The sequence below is a fragment of the Aeromonas sp. S19(2024) genome, from assembly GCF_041402625.1.
Classification (GTDB): domain Bacteria; phylum Pseudomonadota; class Gammaproteobacteria; order Enterobacterales; family Aeromonadaceae; genus Aeromonas; species Aeromonas caviae.
Window position 1 is genome coordinate 1 of record NZ_JBGLQU010000009.1, and the last position, 20,573, is coordinate 20,573.

19 protein-coding genes are annotated in these 20,573 nt (G+C 64.5%); 12 read left to right on the forward strand and 7 right to left on the reverse strand.

Annotation, left to right across the window (positions count from 1 at the left end):
- Window positions 1-556 precede the first annotated feature (556 nt).
- Complete coding sequence (locus ACB037_RS16175) at window positions 557-1,603, reverse strand: NAD(P)H-dependent flavin oxidoreductase (RefSeq protein ID WP_371175588.1); 1,047 nt, start codon at window positions 1,601-1,603, stop codon at window positions 557-559.
- 203 nt (window positions 1,604-1,806) lie between these two features.
- On the reverse strand, window positions 1,807-2,448 hold the full coding sequence (locus ACB037_RS16180; RefSeq protein WP_104455314.1) for a ribonuclease: 642 nt from the start codon (window positions 2,446-2,448) through the stop codon (window positions 1,807-1,809).
- A gap of 221 nt (window positions 2,449-2,669) precedes the next feature.
- Here ACB037_RS16180 and ACB037_RS16185 point away from each other — a divergent pair, with 221 nt between their 5' ends.
- The 3 genes from ACB037_RS16185 to ACB037_RS16195 all read left to right on the forward strand — a co-directional run bounded on the left by ACB037_RS16185 (window position 2,670) and on the right by ACB037_RS16195 (window position 4,082).
- Window positions 2,670-3,230 (forward strand): carbonate dehydratase, encoded by a 561-nt coding sequence (locus ACB037_RS16185; RefSeq protein ID WP_010672952.1) that lies wholly within the window; start codon window positions 2,670-2,672, stop codon window positions 3,228-3,230.
- A gap of 146 nt (window positions 3,231-3,376) precedes the next feature.
- The gene (locus ACB037_RS16190) at window positions 3,377-3,670 is read left to right on the forward strand and encodes a hypothetical protein (RefSeq protein ID WP_201970118.1); all 294 of its coding nucleotides are present in this window, start codon (window positions 3,377-3,379) and stop codon (window positions 3,668-3,670) included.
- A 1-nt stretch (window position 3,671) separates the two neighbouring features.
- Window positions 3,672-4,082 carry a DUF6515 family protein gene (locus tag ACB037_RS16195; RefSeq protein WP_043155330.1) on the forward strand — a complete coding sequence of 137 codons (411 nt, stop codon included), beginning with the start codon at window positions 3,672-3,674 and terminating at the stop codon, window positions 4,080-4,082.
- A gap of 90 nt (window positions 4,083-4,172) precedes the next feature.
- On the opposite strand, the gene ACB037_RS16200 is transcribed toward ACB037_RS16195, so the two are convergent.
- Window positions 4,173-5,492: an ATP-binding protein gene (locus tag ACB037_RS16200; protein ID WP_371175589.1), complete on the reverse strand. Its 1,320-nt coding sequence runs from the start codon at window positions 5,490-5,492 to the stop codon at window positions 4,173-4,175.
- A gap of 14 nt (window positions 5,493-5,506) precedes the next feature.
- Complete coding sequence (locus ACB037_RS16205; RefSeq protein ID WP_010672948.1) at window positions 5,507-6,187, reverse strand: response regulator transcription factor; 681 nt, start codon at window positions 6,185-6,187, stop codon at window positions 5,507-5,509.
- Window positions 6,188-6,335: 148 nt separating this feature from the next.
- On the opposite strand from ACB037_RS16205, the gene ACB037_RS16210 reads away from it, so the two are divergent.
- A complete protein-coding gene (locus tag ACB037_RS16210; protein WP_371175590.1) occupies window positions 6,336-7,493 on the forward strand; it encodes an efflux RND transporter periplasmic adaptor subunit in 1,158 nt (385 codons plus the stop codon).
- Between the two features lie 2 nt (window positions 7,494-7,495).
- The gene (locus ACB037_RS16215) at window positions 7,496-9,445 is read left to right on the forward strand and encodes a MacB family efflux pump subunit (RefSeq protein WP_371175591.1); all 1,950 of its coding nucleotides are present in this window, start codon (window positions 7,496-7,498) and stop codon (window positions 9,443-9,445) included.
- A 224-nt stretch (window positions 9,446-9,669) separates the two neighbouring features.
- Here the strand turns inward: ACB037_RS16215 and ACB037_RS16220 are convergent, their stop codons facing one another.
- A complete protein-coding gene (locus ACB037_RS16220; RefSeq protein WP_139737226.1) occupies window positions 9,670-11,565 on the reverse strand; it encodes a PhoX family phosphatase in 1,896 nt (631 codons plus the stop codon).
- A gap of 263 nt (window positions 11,566-11,828) precedes the next feature.
- Window positions 11,829-12,737: an S-adenosyl-l-methionine hydroxide adenosyltransferase family protein gene (locus tag ACB037_RS16225; RefSeq protein ID WP_042015034.1), complete on the reverse strand. Its 909-nt coding sequence runs from the start codon at window positions 12,735-12,737 to the stop codon at window positions 11,829-11,831.
- Window positions 12,738-12,887: 150 nt separating this feature from the next.
- Here ACB037_RS16225 and ACB037_RS16230 point away from each other — a divergent pair, with 150 nt between their 5' ends.
- Complete coding sequence (locus ACB037_RS16230) at window positions 12,888-13,349, forward strand: hypothetical protein (protein WP_371175592.1); 462 nt, start codon at window positions 12,888-12,890, stop codon at window positions 13,347-13,349.
- Window positions 13,350-13,356: 7 nt separating this feature from the next.
- Here ACB037_RS16230 and ACB037_RS16235 read toward each other — a convergent pair whose 3' ends face one another.
- On the reverse strand, window positions 13,357-14,583 hold the full coding sequence (locus tag ACB037_RS16235) for an MFS transporter (RefSeq protein ID WP_371175593.1): 1,227 nt from the start codon (window positions 14,581-14,583) through the stop codon (window positions 13,357-13,359).
- A gap of 246 nt (window positions 14,584-14,829) precedes the next feature.
- Here ACB037_RS16235 and ACB037_RS16240 point away from each other — a divergent pair, with 246 nt between their 5' ends.
- From ACB037_RS16240 to ACB037_RS16265, 6 genes are all read left to right on the forward strand, one after another.
- The gene (locus tag ACB037_RS16240; RefSeq protein WP_201889153.1) at window positions 14,830-15,738 is read left to right on the forward strand and encodes a LysR family transcriptional regulator; all 909 of its coding nucleotides are present in this window, start codon (window positions 14,830-14,832) and stop codon (window positions 15,736-15,738) included.
- Between the two features lie 89 nt (window positions 15,739-15,827).
- A complete protein-coding gene (locus ACB037_RS16245) occupies window positions 15,828-16,499 on the forward strand; it encodes a CsgG/HfaB family protein (RefSeq protein ID WP_029313711.1) in 672 nt (223 codons plus the stop codon).
- 11 nt (window positions 16,500-16,510) lie between these two features.
- Window positions 16,511-16,870: a DUF4810 domain-containing protein gene (locus ACB037_RS16250; protein WP_010672939.1), complete on the forward strand. Its 360-nt coding sequence runs from the start codon at window positions 16,511-16,513 to the stop codon at window positions 16,868-16,870.
- A complete protein-coding gene (locus tag ACB037_RS16255; RefSeq protein ID WP_371175594.1) occupies window positions 16,867-17,520 on the forward strand; it encodes a DUF799 domain-containing protein in 654 nt (217 codons plus the stop codon). Before ACB037_RS16250 ends, ACB037_RS16255 begins: the two co-directional genes overlap by 4 nt.
- Before the next feature lie 219 nt (window positions 17,521-17,739).
- A complete protein-coding gene (locus ACB037_RS16260) occupies window positions 17,740-19,215 on the forward strand; it encodes a GGDEF domain-containing protein (protein WP_371175595.1) in 1,476 nt (491 codons plus the stop codon).
- 102 nt (window positions 19,216-19,317) lie between these two features.
- Window positions 19,318-20,571 carry a DEAD/DEAH box helicase gene (locus tag ACB037_RS16265; RefSeq protein ID WP_371175596.1) on the forward strand — a complete coding sequence of 418 codons (1,254 nt, stop codon included), beginning with the start codon at window positions 19,318-19,320 and terminating at the stop codon, window positions 20,569-20,571.
- Window positions 20,572-20,573 lie beyond the last annotated feature (2 nt).

Here is a 20,573-nt window from a genome sequence, read left to right on the forward strand (position 1 = left end):
TTCAATTTAAGTTTGGTTGCCACTCTTTGTTACCAAGGAGTTGGCGGCTCAATGAATTGCTGAATTAACTGCTGCAACTTTCGTTGCTTTGGTCACTTCATCAGACATTGAAAATCAAAAATTGTTTTTGATGCTCGATGCTGTGAGTGCCCACACAGATTGCTTGATTCAAATTGTTAAAGAGCGACGCAGCTTTTGGCTGCTGCGGGAGTGGCATTCTACTCAACCGCCTTCTCGAGTCAAGCCTTATTTTCACAGGCTTTTTCGAGGCACCGACTGGCTTGTTTGCGTTGCCGCTTGCCCTGTCGATGGAGGCGCATTATAGAGACATAGATCACATTGGCAAGCTCTCATCGCAATAAAATTGCAAAAAAATGCCAATTATTAGTTATTCATATCAAGAACACAGTTTTTATACAGACTTACCCACAGGACAAGTCAAAAAAGGGCTCATTCTGCACCCTATTACCTCCCGTTCCTCTCTGCCCGTCTCCTGTTCGAAGGGTTGCTGACCATATCAATCCATATATAAAGGAAGAGAATCACAAAGTGACGCTCAGACCAGTCCTGCCTCAGCAACCCAGGCAGCGATCAGCTCGGCTGCCGCCATGGAGCGGCAGCCCGATATACTCTGCCCGGCCCAGAGTGGCGAGAAACCGCGGTCACCCGCCTTTTCGGCTGCGGCACGCAACGGAGCCAATGCGCCGCTGGCATACGGGAAGTCAGGCGGCAACGCCGAAAGAGGGCCGAGTTCCCGCATCAAGCGGTTGACTATCCCCCGCGCCGGACGGCCGCTGAACAGATTGGTCAGTGCGGTGTGTTGGCCATGCCTCCCCTGCAGCGCCGCACGGTGCAGGGGCGAGGTCGTCGCCTCGTGGCAACAGAGGAACGCCGTTCCCACCTGCACGGCGCTCGCCCCCAGAGCAAGGGCGGCTCTGATGCCCTTCCCATCCACGATGCCTCCTGCAGCGATGACCGGGATCGCTACTGCCGCCACTACCTGTGGCAGAAGGGTAAAGGTGCCCTGCTGCAAGCTGAGATCCTCACTCAGGAAGTGACCGCGATGGCCACCCGCCTCCAGCCCCTGGGCGATGACGGCATCGGCTCCGTGGTCGGCAAGCCACTGCGCTTCTGCCACCGTGGTGGCGCTGACAAACACTTTTGCGCCTGTGGCTTTTACCTGGGCAAGCAATTCGGGCTCGGGCAAGCCGAAGTGGAAACTGACCACGGCAGGTCTGAACTCTGCAAGCAGGGCCGCATGCTCGTCATTGAAGGGGGCCCGAGAGGGGGCTCGCGACGGCGCAGCGGCATCCACCCCGAACTCGGCGTAATAGGGTAACAGTACCTGGCGCCAGCGCTGCTCCGCTGCCGGTTCCGGCTCGTGCTGCCGATGGCAAAAAAAGTTGATGTTGTATGGGCCCGGCCCGCTGGCGGCGAGGCGGCTCAGCTCCTGGCGCAGCTCGGCACCACTCAGCATGGCGGCAGGCAGGGAGCCCAGTGCCCCCGCACTGGTCGCCGCCATAGCCAGGGCGCTGTCCTGCACGCCCGCCATGGGGGCCTGAATGACGGGATAGCGCATCCCCAGTTCGGCAAAGAGCGTCATATGATGGTTTCCTGTTTCTGATGGTGAGTCTGGCTGTGCGCCAGAGGCGGGTTGAGTCGGCAGAGCGCACCTGACATGCTGGCACGTCGTCTGGCGATATCGCCTGTCCAGTTCCCGGCCAGACATCCTGTCTTGGCTTTCATCCATCAGGCTCCTTGAGGTTCATTGCACATCGGGCCCGCGAAGGGCCCGAACGTGAGGTGTCAACGCACGCTGCGCAGCAGGAAGTCCGGCTGGCCACAGGAGCGGCGCTCCCGCTTCTGCATCTCGTCGGAGCAGGGAACGGCATCCGTCCCCTGCTTGTTGATGCAGATGTAGATCTCCCGCAGGAAACGGCCCCCATCGGCGCAGGCCACCGTGATGTTATCAGGGGCCAGCCACTCGTTGGCGCTCGCCAGATCGGCCTTGAGCTGGAAGCTGTTTTTGCGCAGCGGCTCTTCCGGCGATTGATAGGCGGCCGGGATCTTCACCTTCTGGCGCAGATCGCTGGCCAATTGGTGAAATGCCTCCTGGCTCAGCCCGGAACAGGTGCCGTGCTTCTCCCATTCATGGCGATAGAGGAAGCGGCTGGGGTAGAGCCCGGCAAACTGCTGCTCCATGTCCGCATCCAGCCGCTCGCGGGTGCAGCTGGCGGGGTAGCCGCGCTGATACTGGGGCCAGAGCCCATGCAGCACGAACCCCAGCTTGCGGGCGCACTGCTCCCGATCCCCTGGCTTGATGGCGCAATGCTCGGGCGACCAGGAGAGTGCCATGGCGTAATAGTCAAACTCCCCCGCATAGCCTTTGCCCTGGGCGGCGGAGATCCACAACAGCGACCCCACCAGCCATACCATGACCTGCTTCATCTCTCGTTCCCCCTCATCTCTTTGCACCCGGTGGCGCCCCATTTTACGCCCTCATGCTCCCATAACAGGGAGTCAAAGAACAATCGCTCAAAATGGCCTTACTCACTATGGGTCAGACCAGTAAAAGGTTTCCCCTGCCGGATCAGAGGCGTAAGCTGGCTCTCCGGCGGGCCTTCATGACGCGCCACGTTTCCCCGATTTCATCAGCAACAGGACGTAACATGATCCGCAAGAATCCCTCAGGTCACCTGCCCGTTATCGACGAATCCGCCTATATCGACAAGACCGCCATCATCTGTGGCAAGGTGATCATCAAGGAGAACGTGTTTGTCGGCCCCTATGCCGTGATCCGCGCAGACGAAGTGGACGAGAGTGGTGACATGGAACCCATCGTCATCGGCGCCAACTCCAACATTCAGGATGGCGTCGTCATCCACTCCAAATCCGGCGCTGCCGTCACCATCGGCGAGTTCAGCTCCATCGCCCACCGCAGCATCGTCCACGGCCCCTGCGAAGTGGGTAACCGGGTCTTCATCGGCTTCAACAGCGTGCTGTTCAACTGCCACATCGGCGAAGGGTCCGTGGTGCGCCACAACTCCGTGGTCGATGGCTGCGATATTCCCCCCGGCTTCTATGTCCCCTCCACCACCCGCATCAACCAGCAGAGCGATCTGGCGCAGATCCCGCGCGTCACCGTGGACGCCACCGAGTTCTCCGAGGATGTGGCTCACACCAACATCGACCTGGTCAGGGGTTACAAGGCGCTCTCCAACGAGTTTTGATCCGGCGAGCGGTTCACGACACACAACGGGCGCCACGGCGCCCGTTGTCACAACTGTAAAGAGGGCGAAAAGAGGGTGTAAAGGTAGTTGAGCCGGGCGCACGCGTCGCGTTTGATGGGGGCGTTCCCATCAATGGAGTCATCATCATGTCACGCTATCCTGTCGCCCTTGCCCTGCTGCTGGGCACCACGCTCCTTCATGCAGGCGAGATGCCGCCCCCGATGGGCGCCCGCCAGGGAGGTCCCATGACACCGCCCCCCTCCGTGCTCTATCACGCCAGCAAGCAGGGTGCGGATCCCCAGGCCCTGGTCCAGGCGCTGTCCAAAAACATTGATGCCGCCAAGCAGGATACCCGCTACGAGGTCACGGTCAGCGTACGCGAACTGCCGCCCCAGCCACTCAAACCCCAGCCCGCCGGTGCGCCGCTCAAGGGGCAGTGAGATGAGTCTGCACCGCCCTTCACTCTGGCTGCTTGCCATGGCCATCGCCCTGCCCGCCATGGCGGGTCCGGGGAACATGAGCAGACCGGGCGGATGGGAGAGCCCTGCCCCGCAGTACGGCCATGGGGCTGGTCCCGGCTTCGGCCACCGCGTCGACCGGCTGCCGGGAGGGGTGGAAACCTTGCTGCTGGCCGGGCTCACCTACTATGTGCTCGACGGCATCTTCTACCGCCGGCAGGAGAACCACTATGTGGTGGTCTCCCCACCTCCTCAGGTCCTGGTGGTGGCAGAGACAGGGCTCATCCCCCTGGATCTGGATGGCCGCCGCTATTACGTCAGGGAGGGTCACTACTACCTGCGAGAAATAGACGGGCGCTACACCGAGGTGCCGCCGCCAGCGGCGCTGCGCTGAATCGCACGGAGGAACAGATACGAGCAGGGGGCCTTGGCCCCCTCTTTCATTACCGGGGTGTTTACCCCACTCGGGTCTGAGCCGCGTACCTCAAGACGGGTCATGCAGGGGCAGCGTCATGGTCACTCTCAGCCCCCCCTGTGCGCGATTGCGCGCCTGGATGGTACCGCCCTGCAGAATCACCGCCTTGCGGGCGATGGCGAGCCCGAGCCCGTAGCCCTTGCCCATGCGGGGTGAGCCGATGCGCACGAAGGGGTCGAAGATCCCCGCCAGCTTCCCCTCCTCCACCCCGGGCCCCCGATCGGCGATGGAGAGCTGCACCTCCTGGCCCAGGCGCAGCAAGCGAACATTCACCATCTGGCCCGACTGCGAGAAACGCAGGGCGTTGCGCACCACGTTCTCCACGGCACGGCGCACCAGCTCGGCATGCCCCAGCAGGAGACAACCCTCCTCCAGCGCCGCCTCGAGCCCTATCTCGACCCCGGATTGCTGGGCTTCGAACCTGGCATCCTGGACGACGGTCTCCACCAGCGCCAGCAGGTCGTAGTGGCTCTGCTCAAGCCCGTGGCCCTGCTCGGCACGGGAGAGGGTCAGCAGCTCCCCTATCATCCTGTCCATCCGCTCCGTCTCGAGCCGGATCCGCGCCAGGGCGTTGCTCGCCTTCTCCGGGCGCTGCTCCGCCAGGCCGATGGCCATCTGGATGCGGGCCAGGGGGGATCGCAGCTCGTGGGAGACGTCGTGAAGCAGCTGCTCGCGCCCCTCGACCAGTTGCTGCAACCGCTCCACCATGAGATCGAACTCCTTCGCCACCTCCGTCAGCTCGTCCCGGCGCCAGCGCAGAGCGGGCCAGAGTCTGACCCCCAGATCCCCTCTGGCTACCCGATCGAAGCTGCGCCGCAGGGCGTTCATGGGCCGGGTCAGGTGCCAGGCGAACAGAATGCTGAACAAGAGCCCCCCCAGGCCGCCAATCCAGAGCATGGGCGGGGGAATGTTGAGCCAGGAGAGGGGGCCGGGAGCCGGCCCGCCGGGGAGGACGCGCGGGTCCACTCTGGTCTGCAGCAGATAGGTCTGCCCGTCGCTGGCAATCACGGTGCGTGTCAGCACGCTGCCCGGGCCAGGTTCCCCGGAGGCTGTCAACCTGGATGCCCGGGGCGCTGGCCGGGGAGGCGCATCGGAGACATCGAGGAGTGTTATCTGCAGCAACGGCGGCGACATGGCCTGGCTCAATGCCGTCGCAGCCTCGATTCCCCCCTTTGCCAGCACGGCTGCCGCCATCTCCAGATGCTGGCTCGCCAACTGCTGGGCCAGGTGCTCTTCCGGGGGGTCACGCTCGGCACGAAAACCGAGCCAGAGCAGTTGGCTGACCAGCACGATGGCCAGCCAGAAGCCCAGCAGAATCTTCCAGAACAAACGTCCCTTGAGGATCACCGTATCTTGTACCCTATGCTGCGCACCGTCTCTATGGTGACGGCCTCCCCCGCCTTCTGCTGCAGTTTCTGCCTCAGGTTGCAGATGTGCACATCGACGCTGCGATCATAGGCCTCCCGCGGGCGCCCTACCCCTTGCAGGGAGAGGGTGTCCTTGGTGACCACCTGCTCCGGTGCTCGCACCAGCAACACCAGCATGTTGAACTCGGTGGCGGTCAGCTCCAGCGGCTCCCCCTGCCAGAGGCAGACCCGGTTGGCCGGGGTGACCGTCAGATCCCCCAGGATGAGGGCATCCGGCGAGGGGGTTGCGCTCCCCCCCTCGTTGACCCGCCGCAGAACGGCCCGCAGCCGGGCCACCAGCTCCCTGGGGTAGCAGGGTTTGGGCACATAGTCATCGGCCCCCATCTCCAGTCCCACCACTCGATCCACGTTGTCCCCCTTGGCGGTCAGCATGATGATCGGCAGGCGGCTGCGCTGGCGCACCTGGCGCAGCACCTCGGTGCCGCTCAAGTCGGGCAGCATCACATCCAGCAGCAGGGCGCTGTAACGGCCGGAGAGGGCATGGTGCACACCTTCCCCTCCGGTCAGCACCTGGGTGGTATCAAACCCTTCTCCCCCCAGGTATTCACTCAACATGGCGCCCAGTTCGGCATCGTCATCCACCAGCAGGATCTTCATATGCGGTCTCCCTTGTCGGCGGCCATTTTCGCCGCTTGCCACGCACTTGGCAGCCATTTTTACGAAACCCTTACGCTTGGCGCAAAGAGCCTTAACCCGGCTCTGGGGTAGAGTGCCGCCGTGATCGTCATTCAGGATACAGGTTGTCATGCCCACGTTCTCCCCTCGTCTCTTCTGGCTGCTGCCCCTGTGCGCCCTCGCCCTGTTGCTGGCCTGGCGCCCCCAAGCCAAGGCACCCGCCAGCGACTACATCACCGCCAGTACCGAGACCCGGGATCTGGAGCAGCTCATCATGGCGGACGGCACCCTGAAGGCGCGCAAGCAAGTGAGCGTGGGCGCCCAGGTATCGGGCCAGATCAAGAAACTGCACGTGACTCTGGGGCAGGAGGTCAAACAGGGGGATCTGCTGGTCGAGATCGACGATCTGCCCCAGCAGAACGCCCTCAAGGATGCCCTGGCCCAGCGCGACAACCTCCAGGCCCAGCTGGATTCCAAAGAGGCCACCCTTCGCAATGCTCGCCTCGCATACCAGCGCCAGCAGCAGATCGTCGCAAGAGGTCTTGGCAGCACGGCCGACCATGACAGCGCCAAGGCGACCCTGGACGAGACCCTGGCCGATATCCGGGCCCTCAACGCCCAGCGGGTGCAGGCCGAGATCGCGGTGGACACAGCCCGGGTCAACCTGGGGTATACCCGGATCCTGGCCCCCCTCTCCGGTACCGTGGTGGCCATGCCGGTGGAGGAGGGGCAGACCCTCAACGCCAGCCAGAGCACCCCTACCCTGCTCAAGATTGCCCAGCTCGACACCATGACGGTGGAGGCCAGGATCTCCGAAGCCGACGTCATCAACGTCCGGGTCGGCATGCCGGTCTATTTCACCATTCTTGGCAACAGCCAGCGCCGCTTCGAGGGATCCCTGCGGGCCATCGAGCCCGCCCCCGACACCATCAATGACGACGACACCACCAGCAGCAGCGACAGCAGCGCCATCTATTATCACGGCCTGTTCGAGGTGCCCAACCAGGACGGTCAGCTCAGGATCAGCATGACGGCCCAGGTCTATCTGGTGGTCGCCCGGCTCAAAGATGCGCTGGTGATCCCGGCCATCGCCCTGCAGGGGGATCGGGTCAGGGTGATCGACGACGGAGGCCGGATCAGCCTGCGCCGGGTCAAGGTCGGCCTGAACAACAAGGTGGATGCCCAGATCCTGTCGGGCCTGAGCACCGGTGAGCGGGTCATCGTCAGCGAAGTGAGCGCAGGCCAGAGCAACGCCGCCGGGGGCATGCCGCCCCCCATGGGGATGTGACCATGGGCGCCTTGTTGCAACTGCGGGGCATCCGCCGCCACTTCGGAGAGGGTGAGCGCACCGTCACCGTGCTCGATGGCATCGATCTGGCGATCGCCCGTGGAGAGATGGTGGCCATCGTCGGCGCTTCGGGCTCCGGCAAATCCACCCTGATGAACCTTCTGGGCTGCCTGGATCAGCCGAGCGAGGGGGCCTATCTGGTGGCCGGGCGCGACACTGCCACCCTCAGCCGGGACGAGCTCGCCGCCCTGCGCCGGGAGCACTTCGGCTTCATTTTCCAGCGTTATCACTTGCTGGCGGATCTCGATGCCCGCACCAATGTGGAGGTACCCGCCCTCTACGCCGGTCTGGATCCGGCCGAGCGACGCCAGCGGGCCGAGGCCCTGCTGACCCGCTTCGGCCTCGCCAGCCGGCTCGAACACAAGCCAAGCCAGCTCTCCGGCGGCCAGCAGCAGCGGGTCAGCATCGCCCGGGCCCTCATCAACGGCGGCGAGGTGATCCTGGCCGACGAGCCGACCGGGGCCCTCGACAGCCAGAGCGGCGCCGAGGTGATGGCGAGCCTTCAAGCTCTGCATCGCCAGGGCCACACCCTGGTGATCGTCACCCACGACATGGACATCGCCCGCCACGCCGAGCGGATCATCGAACTGAAAGATGGCCGGGTGATCGCCGATCGCCGCACGCGCGAGCCACAGGCCTTTCCCCAGGCGACCCAGGCCGCCACCAAGACGTCCGCCAAGGGGAAGACCCCGCTGATGGCGGGGCTCGGGAATGCCCTGCAGATGGCCCTCAAGGCCATGGTTGCCCAGCGTCTGCGCACCTTTCTCACCATGCTCGGCATCATCATAGGTATCGCCTCGGTGGTGACCGTGGTGGCCCTCGGGCAGGGCTCCCGGGAGCGAGTGCTGGAGAACATCAACGCCATGGGCACCAGCACCCTGGAGGTGTTCCCCGGCCGCGGCTTCGGGGACATGCGCTCCGCTACCATACAGACGTTGCGGATCGGGGACGCCGAGGCCATCACCCGGCTGGACTACGTGCACAGCGTCACCCCCAGCCTCAGCACCAGCGCCCCCCTGCGCCTTGGCAGCACCGCCGTCTCCGGCACCATCAACGGCGTCGGCGCCCAGTTCTTCCAGGTCAGGGGCTATCGCCTGGCCCAGGGCATGGGCTTTGATCGCCAGAGCGAGGAGAGCCTGGCCCAGGAGGTGGTGATCGACGAGCACACCCGGGACAAGCTGTTCGCCCCGACCCAGTCCCCCCTGGGCCAGGTGATCCTGCTGGGGGATCTGCCCTGCCGGGTGATCGGGGTCGCCATCAAGAACCAGAGCGGCTTTGGCAGCGACGAGACCCTCAACGTCTGGATCCCTCATACCACCGCCATGAGCCGCCTGCTGGGGCAGAGCCATCTGCGCAGCATCAGCGTGCGGGTGCGGGACGAGGTGAGCCTGGACGCCGCCCAGGACGGCATCAGCCGCCTGCTCACCCTGCGCCACGGCAGCCAGGACTTCTTCCTGCTCAACACCGACAGCATCCGCCAGACCATCAGCCAGACCAGCGCCACCCTGACCACGCTGATCGCTCTCATCGCCCTCATTTCCCTGATCGTCGGGGGCATAGGGGTTATGAACATCATGCTGGTCTCGGTCACCGAGCGCACCCGGGAGATAGGGGTGCGGATGGCGGTCGGCGCCCGGACCCGGGATATCCAGCAGCAGTTCCTCATTGAAGCCGTGCTGATCTGCCTGCTGGGGGGCGTGCTCGGCATCGCCCTCTCCCTGGTGCTGGGCCAACTGTTCGACCACTTCAGCAGCGGCGTCCGGATGAGCTACTCCCTTGCAGCCATGGGGGTGGCCTGCCTTTGCGCCAGCCTGATCGGGGTAATATTCGGCTTCGCCCCGGCCCGCCGGGCCGCCAGACTGGATCCCATCCACGCACTGGAGCGCGAATAGCCCGCATTGACGCCGGGGTGACGCCACTCACCCCGACACCGGATCAGGGGCCGATGCCCGGCCCCGCCACCAAGCCTGAACGCCCGCACTTCTTCCCTGAATGCGCGGGTTCTTTGACCGGGTCCCGTACCCGGTCTTTTTTTGTCTCCCGCCCGCCACACCCACAAAAAAAGCCGCCCGAAGGCGGCTTTTTTCATCACGGGCCAGTCGGTTACCCCGGGCCATCAGGCGCCGATGATGCCGCCATCGTCCCGGGTGATCCGCAACACAGCGGAGCGGGGAATGGCGGTGCCGCCGTCCGGGAAATGGGAGGGCGCCCCCTCCTCACCCGGGTGCTGCACCCCGACGAACAGGGTGCGCCAGTCAGGCGTGAAGGTGAGGCCCGTTATTTCGCAGGCCACAGGGCCGGTCAGGAAGCGGCGCACCTCGCCGCTCGCGGGATCGGCGCACAGCATCTGGTTGTTGCCCATGCCGGCAAACTGCTTCTCGTTGGAGTAATCGCCGTCGGTCTGGATCCAGAGCCGCCCCGCCTCGTCGAAGCCGATGCCGTCCGGGCTGTTGAACATGTTGTCCGGATGGATGTTGGCACTGCCCGCCATCAGCCCCTCCTTGTGCACGCCAGGGTTGCCCGCCAGCAGGAAGAGATCCCACTCGAAGCTGTCGCTCCCGTGATCGTCCCCCATCGGGCGCCAGCGGATGATCTGGCCATAGGGGTTCTCGGCCCTGGGGTTGGCGCCATCGAGAGGTTGGTTCTCCTTGAGGCCGCGGTTCTTGTTGTTGGTCAGGGTGCAGTAGACCTCGGCTCTGTGGGGATGCACGGCCACCCACTCGGGCCTGTCCATGGTGGTGGCGCCGAGCCGGGTCGCCGCCTCCCGGGCGAAGATGAGCACCTCCCCCTGATCGGCGAAGCCGTTCTCCCGGGTCAAGCCGTGCTGGCCGTGCACCAGGGGCAGCCACTGGCCAGTACCCTTGAGCTCCCCCTCCCTGGCCTCGAAGCGAGCCACATAGAGGGTGCCCTCATCCAGCAGATCCCGGTTCGCAGGATCGTTGCCCGGCGCCACCTTGTTCTTCGAGACGAAGCGGTAGATGTGCTCCCCCCGCTCGTCGTCGCCGAGGTAGACCACGGCGCGGCCATCCTGGTTGATGGTGAAGGCCGCATTCTCATGCTTGAAGCGGCCAAGGGCGGTACGCTTCTTCGGGGTGGAGGCGGGATCGCGGGGATCGATTTCCACCACCCAGCCGAAGCGGTGCGGCTCCTGGGGATGCTTCGCGAGATCGAAGCGCTCGTCGAACCTGTGCCAGCCAAAGCCCGCATCCTCGGCGGCCAGGCCGTAGCGGGCGGCGCGCTGGTCCAGCTCCGGCTTGCCCTCGCTGCCGAAGTAGCCGTTGAAGTTCTCCTCGCAGGTGAGGTAGGTGCCCCAGGGGGTCTGGCCATTGGCGCAGTTGTTGAAGGTGCCAAGGGCGGTGCGCCCCTCGGGATCGGCCTGGGTCTTGAGCAGGGCATGGCCCGCCGCCGGGCCGCTCAATGTCATGGGGGTCGTGGCGGTGATGCGGCGGTTGAGGGCCCCCTTGGGGTTGGCCTGCCACTTGCCATCGATGCGCACCAGCTCCACCAGGGAAACCCCGTGGGCCGCCTGGGCCTTGGCGACAGCCTCTGCACTGAGGGTCTTGCCACCATCTTCAAACAGGTATTCGTAGTTGGTGTATTCGTTGTTGACGGCGAGCAGGGCGCGATCCGGGCCCAGGGAGAAGAAGCTCATGCCGTCGTTGTTGTCGCCAAACTGGCGGGCCTGGGCCTTGGCGTCATTGCCCTGGGCAAAGGCGGGGGCATCGGGGAAGAGGGCATCTCCCCAGGCGATCAGCACCTCGGCCTTGTAGCCGGGCGGCACCACTATGGTGTCGGCCACCGAGGCGGGCACGGCCTGGAAGCCAAGCAGCGGCCGGGTGGCGGCAGCCACGGCCTGGGCCACGGGGCTCGCGGCAAAGAAGGCCACCATGCTGGCGGCGCCCACCCCTTTGAGGAAGCCACGGCGGCTCAGGCCCGCCTCGATGAGGCGGTTGAATGCCGGCTCCTGCTCGCGGGGGTGGTTGGCACTGTCTTTCTCGTCAAAACGGCTCATCGGCTTTTCCTTGTTATCTCGGCGCAATCATTGCGTCATCACGGCGTCCGGCCACAGCATGGCAGCGCTTTATTAAACGAGGATGACAAATGATGAGATAACCGGCTGGCCCGGCAAGACGCCACCGCCAACGACAAGGGGCGGTGGACACCAGTCCCACCGCCCCAAGAGACACATCGCCGACAGAAGCTCTCCCCTCTATCTAGCCGCACGTCTTCAGACTGCTATGCCCGTTTGTACCGGATAGCGCCCGATGGCAACGTCTAGTTGCACTTCTTCAGACTGATATGCCAGTTGGCGCCGGATTGCACCTGATGTTTGGCGGCGAAGCTGTCCATGTTCAGCGCCACCGACACCTGCAACAGGCTGTTGAGGTAGACCAGGGGCTGGCCCTCCGGCACATCGCCAAAGCTGCTGACGTAGGGGGCCTTGCCCTCGTATTTCAGCGCATCCCCTTCGCTGATCCTGATGCAGGCGTTGTCCCCCTTGTGGATACCCGCCTTGGTCAGCAGGCTGTCGTCGATATTGGTCCAGACGTTGCCGTACTGCACGTCCAGGATCGGAATGGTGCCCTTGAGGGTACCGTCTTGCTCGGCCACCGCGGGCTGATAGGGGATGGTCACCACCTCGGCGGGCAGCAGAGGCCCCACCTGCTCGAAGCTGATGGCACCGGAGGCGAGGCGCGCGCCGGTGTAGGCGTAGACGTCGCGGCCGTGGAAGGTGTAGGACTTCTCGGAGCCCTTGAGGCGGTTGGTTTTCTCGTCTATCTGGCGCACCGCCTCGATGCCGAAGTGCTCCGCCACCAGGGTCAGGGTGCCGTTGTCCGGGCTGACGATGTAGTGGCCGCTCCTGGTCTTGAGTACCACCGACTTTCGTTCGGTGCCGACACCGGGGTCCACCACGCTGACGAAGACGGTGCCCGCGGGCCAGTATTGCAGGGTCTGATAGAGGCGGTAGGAGGCTTCCCAGATGTTGTAGGCCGGGATCTCGTGGGTCAGGTCATGGAGCGGCAGGGTGCGGTCCACCCCGAAGGCGACCCCCTTCATGGCCGAGACGGCGCCATCCTTGAGACCGAAGTCGGTCTGGAACACCAGGGCCTCGTTGGCAAGGGCACTCGCCCCCACCAGAGAAAGGGCGAGCACGAGGGCGCGGGGGACGATACGAATATCCATGTCAGGGCTCCTTTAAAGACGTTTGGACGTCCAGATTGCCACTCATGGCGATCTTTGCAACCCCTGATGCCCGAATGGGGGGCGAAATGACTCGCCAATCCGCCCCGTGCGGGTGTATCCATGGGGCATCCAACGCCGGGAGCACATCAGATGACCAGAGAGCATCACGACACCATTTTGCTGAGCCTGGGCAATACCCGAAGCCAGGTCGTGCTCACCGCGGCCGATGGCACCAGCCAGACATTTGCATTGACACTGGGGCTCGATGCCCTGACCCCGGGACCCTTTCGCCGGGATCCGCCGACGCCCCTGGAGCTTGAGCAGGCCATCATGGTGGTGGAGGATGTGCTGATGCCCCTCGCGGCACGGATCCCTCCCCACCCCGTGCTGCACCTGCAAAGCCCGGAGCCCCTGGCCGAGGTGCTCGGCAACCGGGTGCAGAGCCGGGAAAACATAGAGCGGTTGTTCGGCCAGCTTGCCGCCATGGTGGAGGGGGATCCCCTGGCATCGGCCCAGTTGCCGAGGGAGAGGCGCATCGCCGCCGCCCTGCTGATCCTGCGGGAGTGGATGCACCACCTGGATGCCGGGAGCGTCGTCCTGGTCGATGGGTGATGCCTTGTCACACAGCGGGTTCGAAGCGCCGCCGAGACACCGCCCAGGCCAGCCCCAGGCTTGTCAGGGTGCTGCCGACGAAGAGCAGATCCAGCGCGACGCCAAGACCGGCCCCGTCGCTCACCCAGCCCAGCAACACGGGTACCCAGTTCGCCACATAGGCGATCACATAGAAGAGGGAGAGCAGCCGCGCGTGGCTGGCCGGGGGCGCGATGCGATTGATCAGGGTCGCACTGCCCACGAACACGGCCCCCTGGGCATAGCCCGCCACCAGCAGCCCGAGTCCCGCCAGCCAGCTGGGCAGGCCGTGAACGGCCCCGGCAAAGAGCAGCACGCACAGCGCCAGGGCCAGCACGCCGCTTTGCAGGGTATGGCGGGCATCGAGGCGACGGGCCCAGAGCTGGCAAAGCCCGGAGAAGACCAGATAGGCCGCGACAAGATAGCCGAACAGCCCCAGATCCGTCATGCCCAGCATCTCGCTCACCACCTTGGGACCCATGGCCAGCAAGCTGGCCGCCACCGCCCAGGCGGTGAAGAGCGCCAGGGCGCAAAGAAAGAACCCGGCCCCCGTGGCCCTGAGCCCCTCTCCCAGGGATCCGCCACCCTGCCCGCTCGGGGCGGCCTCCGTCGCCCTCGCCCCTTTGGGCCAGCTCAACACCAGCCCCCCGATGGCGCAGCCCGCCATCCCCAGGATCAGCAGAAACGGCAGCGTGGTCGGGTAGAGATCCTGCTGCAGCGCCAGCCCGCTGAACACGGGGCCAAGGGCCAGTCCGGCGGTGAAAGACAATGTGGCGCTCAGCGCCGCCCGCTTGCCCCCATCCCTGGGGCCAAAACGCAGCAGCGCCACATTGGCGGCACCGGTCAGGCTGCCCGTGCCAATCCCGGCCAGCAGCCGCGCCAGCAAAAGGGCCCAGAAGCTGTCGGCCAGGGAGAAGAGCAGGGCCCCGCCCCCGACCGCCACCAGGGCAGGCAGGATCAGGGTGCGCAGATCCGCCACGCGTCCTGCCAGGTTGCCCACCCCGAACAAGGCGATGAGCACGCCCCCCGCATAGCCGCCATAGATGAGGCTGAGGCCGAGATCGCTCAGAGCCAGCGCCGCCTGGTAATGGGGATAGAGCGGGGTAGGCACGCTGCTGTTGAGCAGGGCCGACATCAGGGCGAGGGAGAGAAACCAGCGCAGACGAGGATGGACAACCTGACCTGGCTCGCAAGCCGGAACGCTTGAGACAGACATGGACACTCCAGTGGCAGACAAATGAAACCGCAATCGGGAGCGACATCATAGCGATCCCGCCCACCCCGGACTGCGGCAGTTCTGCATCACGCCGACTCAATCCTGCATCACGTCGGGGTGGCGCGCGCCCTTGGCCGGGGAGCCGCAGGCACGCACCGGACCCGGTCTATCCCCTTGTGCTGCCATCCCCGCTGGCATCTAATATTGCGGCGCCAATCGGGCGTTCTGCTTGAGTGAGGAGCAAGCATGATCAACTGGGACGATGCCCGCTTCTTCCTGGCCCTGGCACGGCGGGGCAGCCTGCGGCAGGCCGGACTCGAGCTCGGGGTGGATCAGGCCACCGTCGGGCGGCGGATCACCCTGCTCGAGCAGCAGCTGGGGGCCAAGCTGTTTATCCGCACCCCCAGACACTATCGCCCCAGCCCCCTGGGGGAAGCGCTGCTGCCCCAGGCTGAGGCCATGGCGCAGGCGGCCCTGGCCATGATGCGCACCGCGAGCCTGGGGGAGCTGGAAGGGGAGCTTTGCATCGCCACCACGGATACCCTGGCCCAGGGCTTCGTGCTGCCCGCGTTCACCCTGCTGCGCCAGCGCCACCCCGGTATCCGCCTCAAGTTGCTGACCGCCGTCAGCGTGAGCGACATCCCCAATCAGGAGGCGGATCTCGCCATTCGCAGCGTGCGCCCCGAGCAGGGAGATCTCGTGGTCAAACGGCTCGCCACCATCAAGATGGGGCTCTACGCCTCTCCCGACTACCTGGCCAGACGGGGCACGCCCCGTTCGGGTCAGGCACTGCAAGAGCACGACCTGCTGCTCTTTCCCAAAGAGCTGGTGGCCCGTCACTGGCTGAGTCTGTGCGGCGAACCGCTCCACGAACCCAACGTGGTCCTGCAGAGCAATGCCCAGCTGGTGCTGATGGCCGCCGCCCGGCAGGGACTCGGCATCGCCCTGCTCTCCACCTTCCTCGCCGAGGAGGATCCCGCCCTGGTGCGCCTGCTGCCTGACCAGCACGATCCCATCGACATCTGGATGGTGCTGCACCCGGATGTGCAGAAGACGGGCCGCATGCGCGCCCTGGTTGCAGCCCTGGAGGAGGTGTTCCAGCCCCTGCAACAGACCCAGCCCTCCGCCACCCCCTGTCAAACGCACAGGGATTGAGCGGGTATGCCCCCCATACGGGGCACTTTCTTCGCAACGAACCATGTTAGAGTCCGCCGCTGTTTTTTCCTTTGATAACGGGGCCTTACATGAAGAAGTTTGTTGTTTCATCCAGTGTCATCCTGATGGCGGGCTTGCTGACAGCCTGTGCGAGCGAGTCGTCGCGCACCCTGGAGGTACCCAAGGTTGCCTCCTATCAGAGCCACTATCAGGGCGCACGCAGCCCCATCGCCGTCGGCAAGTTCGACAACCGTTCCAGCTACATGCGTGGCATCTTCTCCGACGGCGTGGACCGGCTGGGCAACCAGGCGAAAACCGTGCTGATCACCCACCTGCAGCAGACCGGCCGCTTCAGCGTGCTGGATCGCGACAACATGGCGGAGATCCAGGCCGAAGCCGGGATCAAGCAACAGGCTCAGCAACTCAAGGGCGCCGACTACGTGGTCACCGGCGACGTCACCGAGTTTGGTCGCAAGGAAGTCGGTGATCATCAGCTGTTTGGCATCCTGGGTCGCGGCAAGTCACAGATCGCCTATGCCAAGGTCAACCTGAACATCGTCAACGTCACCACCTCGGAAGTGGTCTTCTCTTCCCAGGGTGCCGGGGAGTACGAACTCTCCAACCGCGAGATCGTCGGCTTCGGCGGCACCGCCAGCTACGACTCCACCCTGAACGGCAAGGTGCTGGATCTCGCCATCCGCGAGGCCGTCAACAATCTGGTGAACGGCATCGAGACCGGTGCCTGGCGCCCGGCCCAATGAGGAGAGACGAGATGACGCTGTTCCGTCCTTCCCTGCTGCTGGTCAGCGGCCTGCTGCTGAGCGCCTGCGCCCAGGGGCCGCAGACGCTCTACAACTGGGATCAATATCAGGGGGTGGTTTACCAGCACATGCAGGGTGACGACACCGGGGTCGAAGCGCAGATAGATGCGCTGGAGAAAAACCAGCAAGAAGCGAGCGCCAAGGGGCAGGCTGTGCCACCGGGCTTTCACGCTCACCTCGGCATGCTGTACGCCCAGCTCGGCAAGGATGCCCAGACTCGCGAGCAGTTCGAAACCGAGAAGCGCCTCTTCCCCGAATCGGCCCCCTTCATGAACTTCCTGATGTCCAACAAGAAGGGAGAGACCCAATGACTCTGCGCCCCCTCCTTGCCCTCACGCTGGGTGCCCTCCTCCTGGGCGGCTGCGCACAGGGCCCCGGCTACGACTACAGCAACTTCAAGGAGAGCAGACCGACCTCTATTCTGGTGCTGCCGCCGGTGAATCACTCGCCGGACATCAAGGCGGGCCCCAGCCTGCAATCCCAGATCACCTATCCGCTCGCCGAGTCCGGCTATTACGTGCTGCCGGTAGCGGTCACCAACGAGACGTTCCGGCAGAACGGCGTGACCGAGCCCGCCGACATCCAGGCGCTGCCCATCAAGAAGCTCCACGAGATCTACGGAGCCGATACCGCCCTCTACCTCGACATCAAGGAGTACGGCACCAGCTATCTGGTCATCTCCAGCGAGACAGTGGTCACCGCCAGTGCCCGCCTGGTGGATCTGCGCACCGGCAAGCTGCTGTGGGAAGGCAGTGCCAGCGCCAGCAGTGCCGAGCAGCAGGGCAATTCGGGGGGCGACCTCATCGGCATGCTGGTGGTGGCGGTGGTCAATCAGATTGCCAACACCCTTACCGACAAGGGTCATGAAATCGCCGGTATCACCAGCCTCAGGCTGCTCAGTGCCGACATGCCCAACGGCATCCTCCATGGCCCCCGCTCGCCGAAATACCAGGCTCGCTAAGGCGCCCGTCACAGTCCACACAAGAGGGCGCCATGCCCTCTTGTTTCAGTCGCCCCCCCTTTCCCCTGCCTGACATCGCATGACGCCTCATCGTCTATCTTTTTGATATTGTTGGCTCATTCTTGCGCATGCCGGGTGACGACCCACCAACTTCATCTGGTGATGCCCGGCAAAATCAGTTACAAGAATGCCCTCTGTCACCATGGACGAGTTCACTGCATGGCTGGATCACTGTTGCGTATCATCCCCCGTCAATGGCTCTACCGGTTTGGCTGGCTATGTCTGGCTCTGACAGGGCTCGGGCTGGTAGCCAACTACACCTACTTCGTCATCAGGCACGACATGGCGCTCATTACCGCCAAGCAAGCCAACCTGTTCGAGGTGTTCTATCAGCGGGCCCGCATCCTGGCGCCAGAGAAACTGGCTGACTTCATCGACAACAGCAGCATCAAGATGCCCATCTTCAGCGAGAACGGGGATGCGGCGGCCTATGCCTATGGCTATGATCTCCCCACCCTGAAGCGCCTGGCGGTCATTCCCGTGTTGCCCCCGGCCAACCAGATGCTCCTCGGCTACCTGTACGTCATCTCCAACCCCGAGGTCCTCAACCTCTACGCCTTCTATGACGATCGCCGCCTGCTTGGCATGGTCGCCAACAAGGGGATGCTGCCGAGCCAGCTGCTCCCGGTCAACACCGACCTCAATGACATCGAGCCCTGGACCCACTTTTTCGGTTGCGCCTCCTTCGCCTCCACCCATGTCCCCTGCAGCACGGATGAAGCCTGGGTATCCGAGATCTACACCGACACCTTCACCGGACTGAATACCATCACCCTCTACTTCCCCTTCGTCTATTACGAGCCCGCCATCAAGGACTACCGCTATGGACTCAAGGGCATCGACATCGCCGTCGACCGGGCGTTCAAGGATGTGCTGCACCCCTTCGAGAGCCTCAATCCGACCCGGACCGTCCTCTCCTTCGAAGAGGTCGAGCCCTGCCGCCCGTTCCACCTCTGCCTGAGCACGCCGCTGATGCGCACTCAGGCAGGCAATGATCTCTACCTCAAGTGGTCATACAGTTACGGCGATTTCATCCGCTCCGTGCTCTACGGGGCGGCCTTCAAGCTCTATCTCATCATCCTGCTGCTGATCATGCTGACGGGGCGCAGCCTGGTTACCCGTCTGCGCATCCTGGCCCAGACCGACCACCTGACCCGGCTGCCACGCCGTGACATCCTCAATCAGGCGCTGCTGCGGGAGCACGACTACCTGATGATCCTCGACATCGACAACTTCAAGTCCGTCAACGACACCCATGGTCACGGGGTGGGTGACCTGGCGCTCGTCGCCTTCGCCAATCACCTCAAGACCAATATCCGCAAGGGCGATGTCGCCATTCGCTGGGGCGGGGAAGAGTTCATCGTGCTGTTCAAGGGGATGGACGATGACAAAATGATGCATCACTCCGCCGCCCGCCTGCTGGAGCGGCCATTGCGCATCCCCGAGCTGCCCGCCCCCATCACCTTCTCCGCCGGAGTAACCCGCATTCGCGATTACCTGACGGTGGCCGAGGCGGTGCAACTGGCCGACGACCTGCTCTATCACGTCAAGCAGCACGGCAAGCGCAATATCGCCTATTACCAGGGGCAAACCATCCGCCTTGTCCGCGATCCTGGTGACAATTCAGCCCCCTGAGCGGCCCGGCTTCTGCCGCTCCCCTGCTATCTGTTACCATCCCGGCCACGCTGATTGTTTCCGCCCCGGCCACGGGGCGGGATAACCCCATACTGGTGCCCTATGTCCATTGCCTCTTTCGCCGAACTGGCCCTCTCCCCCCGCTTGCAGCAAACCCTGACCGAGCTTGGCTACGCCGCCCCCACCCCGGTGCAGGCCAGCGCCATCCCCCTGATCCTCGCGGGGCGGGATCTGATGGCGGGCGCCCAGACCGGCACCGGCAAGACCGCCGCCTTCGTGCTGCCGCTGCTGGAGCAGTTGCTGCAACACCCGACGAGCGATGCCCCCCGCCCCATCCGCGCCCTGGTGCTGGTGCCGACCCGCGAGCTGGCGGTGCAGGTTGCCGAGAGCGTCACTCGCTACGCCAGGGGCACCACTCTCACCAGCACGCTGGTCTACGGCGGGGTGAGCATCGCCGCACAGGTGGAGGCGCTGAACGCCGGGGTGGATATCCTCATCGCCACCCCGGGCCGCCTGCTCGATCACCTGCGCCAGGGGGCGCTCACGCTGGCCGAACTGCGCCATCTGGTGTTTGACGAGGCGGACAGGATGCTCGACATGGGCTTTATGGACGAGATCCAGGCGCTGTTGAAGCAAATCCCGGCGGATCGCCAGACCCTGCTGTTCTCGGCCACCTGCGATGACAACCTGTTTGCCCTCTGCAAGATACTGCTGCGCGACCCGGCGCTGGTGGAAGTGGCAGCGCGCAACACCACGGCGGCCGAGGTGGAGCAGCGGGTCTATGCGGTGGACAGCGATCGCAAGGTGGCGCTGGTCGAGCACATGCTGACCGTGAAGGGCTGGGCGCCGGCGCTGATCTTCAGTCGCACTCGCCAGGGGGCCGACAAGCTGGCCCAGCAGCTTGGCAAGGGGGGCATCAATGCGCTCGCCTTCCACGGGGATCTGTCACAGAGCGCGCGGGAAAACGTGCTGCTGGCGTTTCGCGCCGGCACCTTGCAGGCCCTGGTGGCCACCGACGTGGCGGCTCGCGGCCTCGATATCAGCGAGCTCAACCATGTGATCAATCTGGAGTTCCCCCATCAGCCCGAGGATTACGTCCACCGCATCGGGCGCACCGGCCGCGCCGGCAACAAGGGGCTCGCCATCACCCTGTTCAGCCCGGAAGATGCGCCCCTGCTGGAAAAAGTCGAAGCCGTGCTCGATACCCGCCTGCCCCAGCAGTGGTTCCCGGGCTTTGAGCCGGATCTCACCCGCTTCGACCCCGAGCCGCGCCGCGCCAGCAAGGGCGCCCAGAAGCAGAAGGCCAGAAAGCAGGCCCTCGCGGGCAACAAGGGCGGCAAGGGACGAAAATCCTGACA

Coding starts and splice junctions, on each gene's coding strand:
- ACB037_RS16175 (WP_371175588.1), bottom strand. CDS start 1,603: ATGACGCTCTTTGCCGAACTGGGGATGCGCTATCCCGTCATTCAGGCC.
- ACB037_RS16180 (WP_104455314.1), bottom strand. CDS start 2,448: ATGAAGCAGGTCATGGTATGGCTGGTGGGGTCGCTGTTGTGGATCTCC.
- ACB037_RS16185 (WP_010672952.1), top strand. CDS start 2,670: ATGATCCGCAAGAATCCCTCAGGTCACCTGCCCGTTATCGACGAATCC.
- ACB037_RS16190 (WP_201970118.1), top strand. CDS start 3,377: ATGTCACGCTATCCTGTCGCCCTTGCCCTGCTGCTGGGCACCACGCTC.
- ACB037_RS16195 (WP_043155330.1), top strand. CDS start 3,672: ATGAGTCTGCACCGCCCTTCACTCTGGCTGCTTGCCATGGCCATCGCC.
- ACB037_RS16205 (WP_010672948.1), bottom strand. CDS start 6,187: ATGAAGATCCTGCTGGTGGATGACGATGCCGAACTGGGCGCCATGTTG.
- ACB037_RS16210 (WP_371175590.1), top strand. CDS start 6,336: ATGCCCACGTTCTCCCCTCGTCTCTTCTGGCTGCTGCCCCTGTGCGCC.
- ACB037_RS16215 (WP_371175591.1), top strand. CDS start 7,496: ATGGGCGCCTTGTTGCAACTGCGGGGCATCCGCCGCCACTTCGGAGAG.
- ACB037_RS16220 (WP_139737226.1), bottom strand. CDS start 11,565: ATGAGCCGTTTTGACGAGAAAGACAGTGCCAACCACCCCCGCGAGCAG.
- ACB037_RS16225 (WP_042015034.1), bottom strand. CDS start 12,737: ATGGATATTCGTATCGTCCCCCGCGCCCTCGTGCTCGCCCTTTCTCTG.
- ACB037_RS16230 (WP_371175592.1), top strand. CDS start 12,888: ATGACCAGAGAGCATCACGACACCATTTTGCTGAGCCTGGGCAATACC.
- ACB037_RS16235 (WP_371175593.1), bottom strand. CDS start 14,583: ATGTCTGTCTCAAGCGTTCCGGCTTGCGAGCCAGGTCAGGTTGTCCAT.
- ACB037_RS16240 (WP_201889153.1), top strand. CDS start 14,830: ATGATCAACTGGGACGATGCCCGCTTCTTCCTGGCCCTGGCACGGCGG.
- ACB037_RS16245 (WP_029313711.1), top strand. CDS start 15,828: ATGAAGAAGTTTGTTGTTTCATCCAGTGTCATCCTGATGGCGGGCTTG.
- ACB037_RS16250 (WP_010672939.1), top strand. CDS start 16,511: ATGACGCTGTTCCGTCCTTCCCTGCTGCTGGTCAGCGGCCTGCTGCTG.
- ACB037_RS16255 (WP_371175594.1), top strand. CDS start 16,867: ATGACTCTGCGCCCCCTCCTTGCCCTCACGCTGGGTGCCCTCCTCCTG.
- ACB037_RS16260 (WP_371175595.1), top strand. CDS start 17,740: ATGGCTGGATCACTGTTGCGTATCATCCCCCGTCAATGGCTCTACCGG.
- ACB037_RS16265 (WP_371175596.1), top strand. CDS start 19,318: ATGTCCATTGCCTCTTTCGCCGAACTGGCCCTCTCCCCCCGCTTGCAG.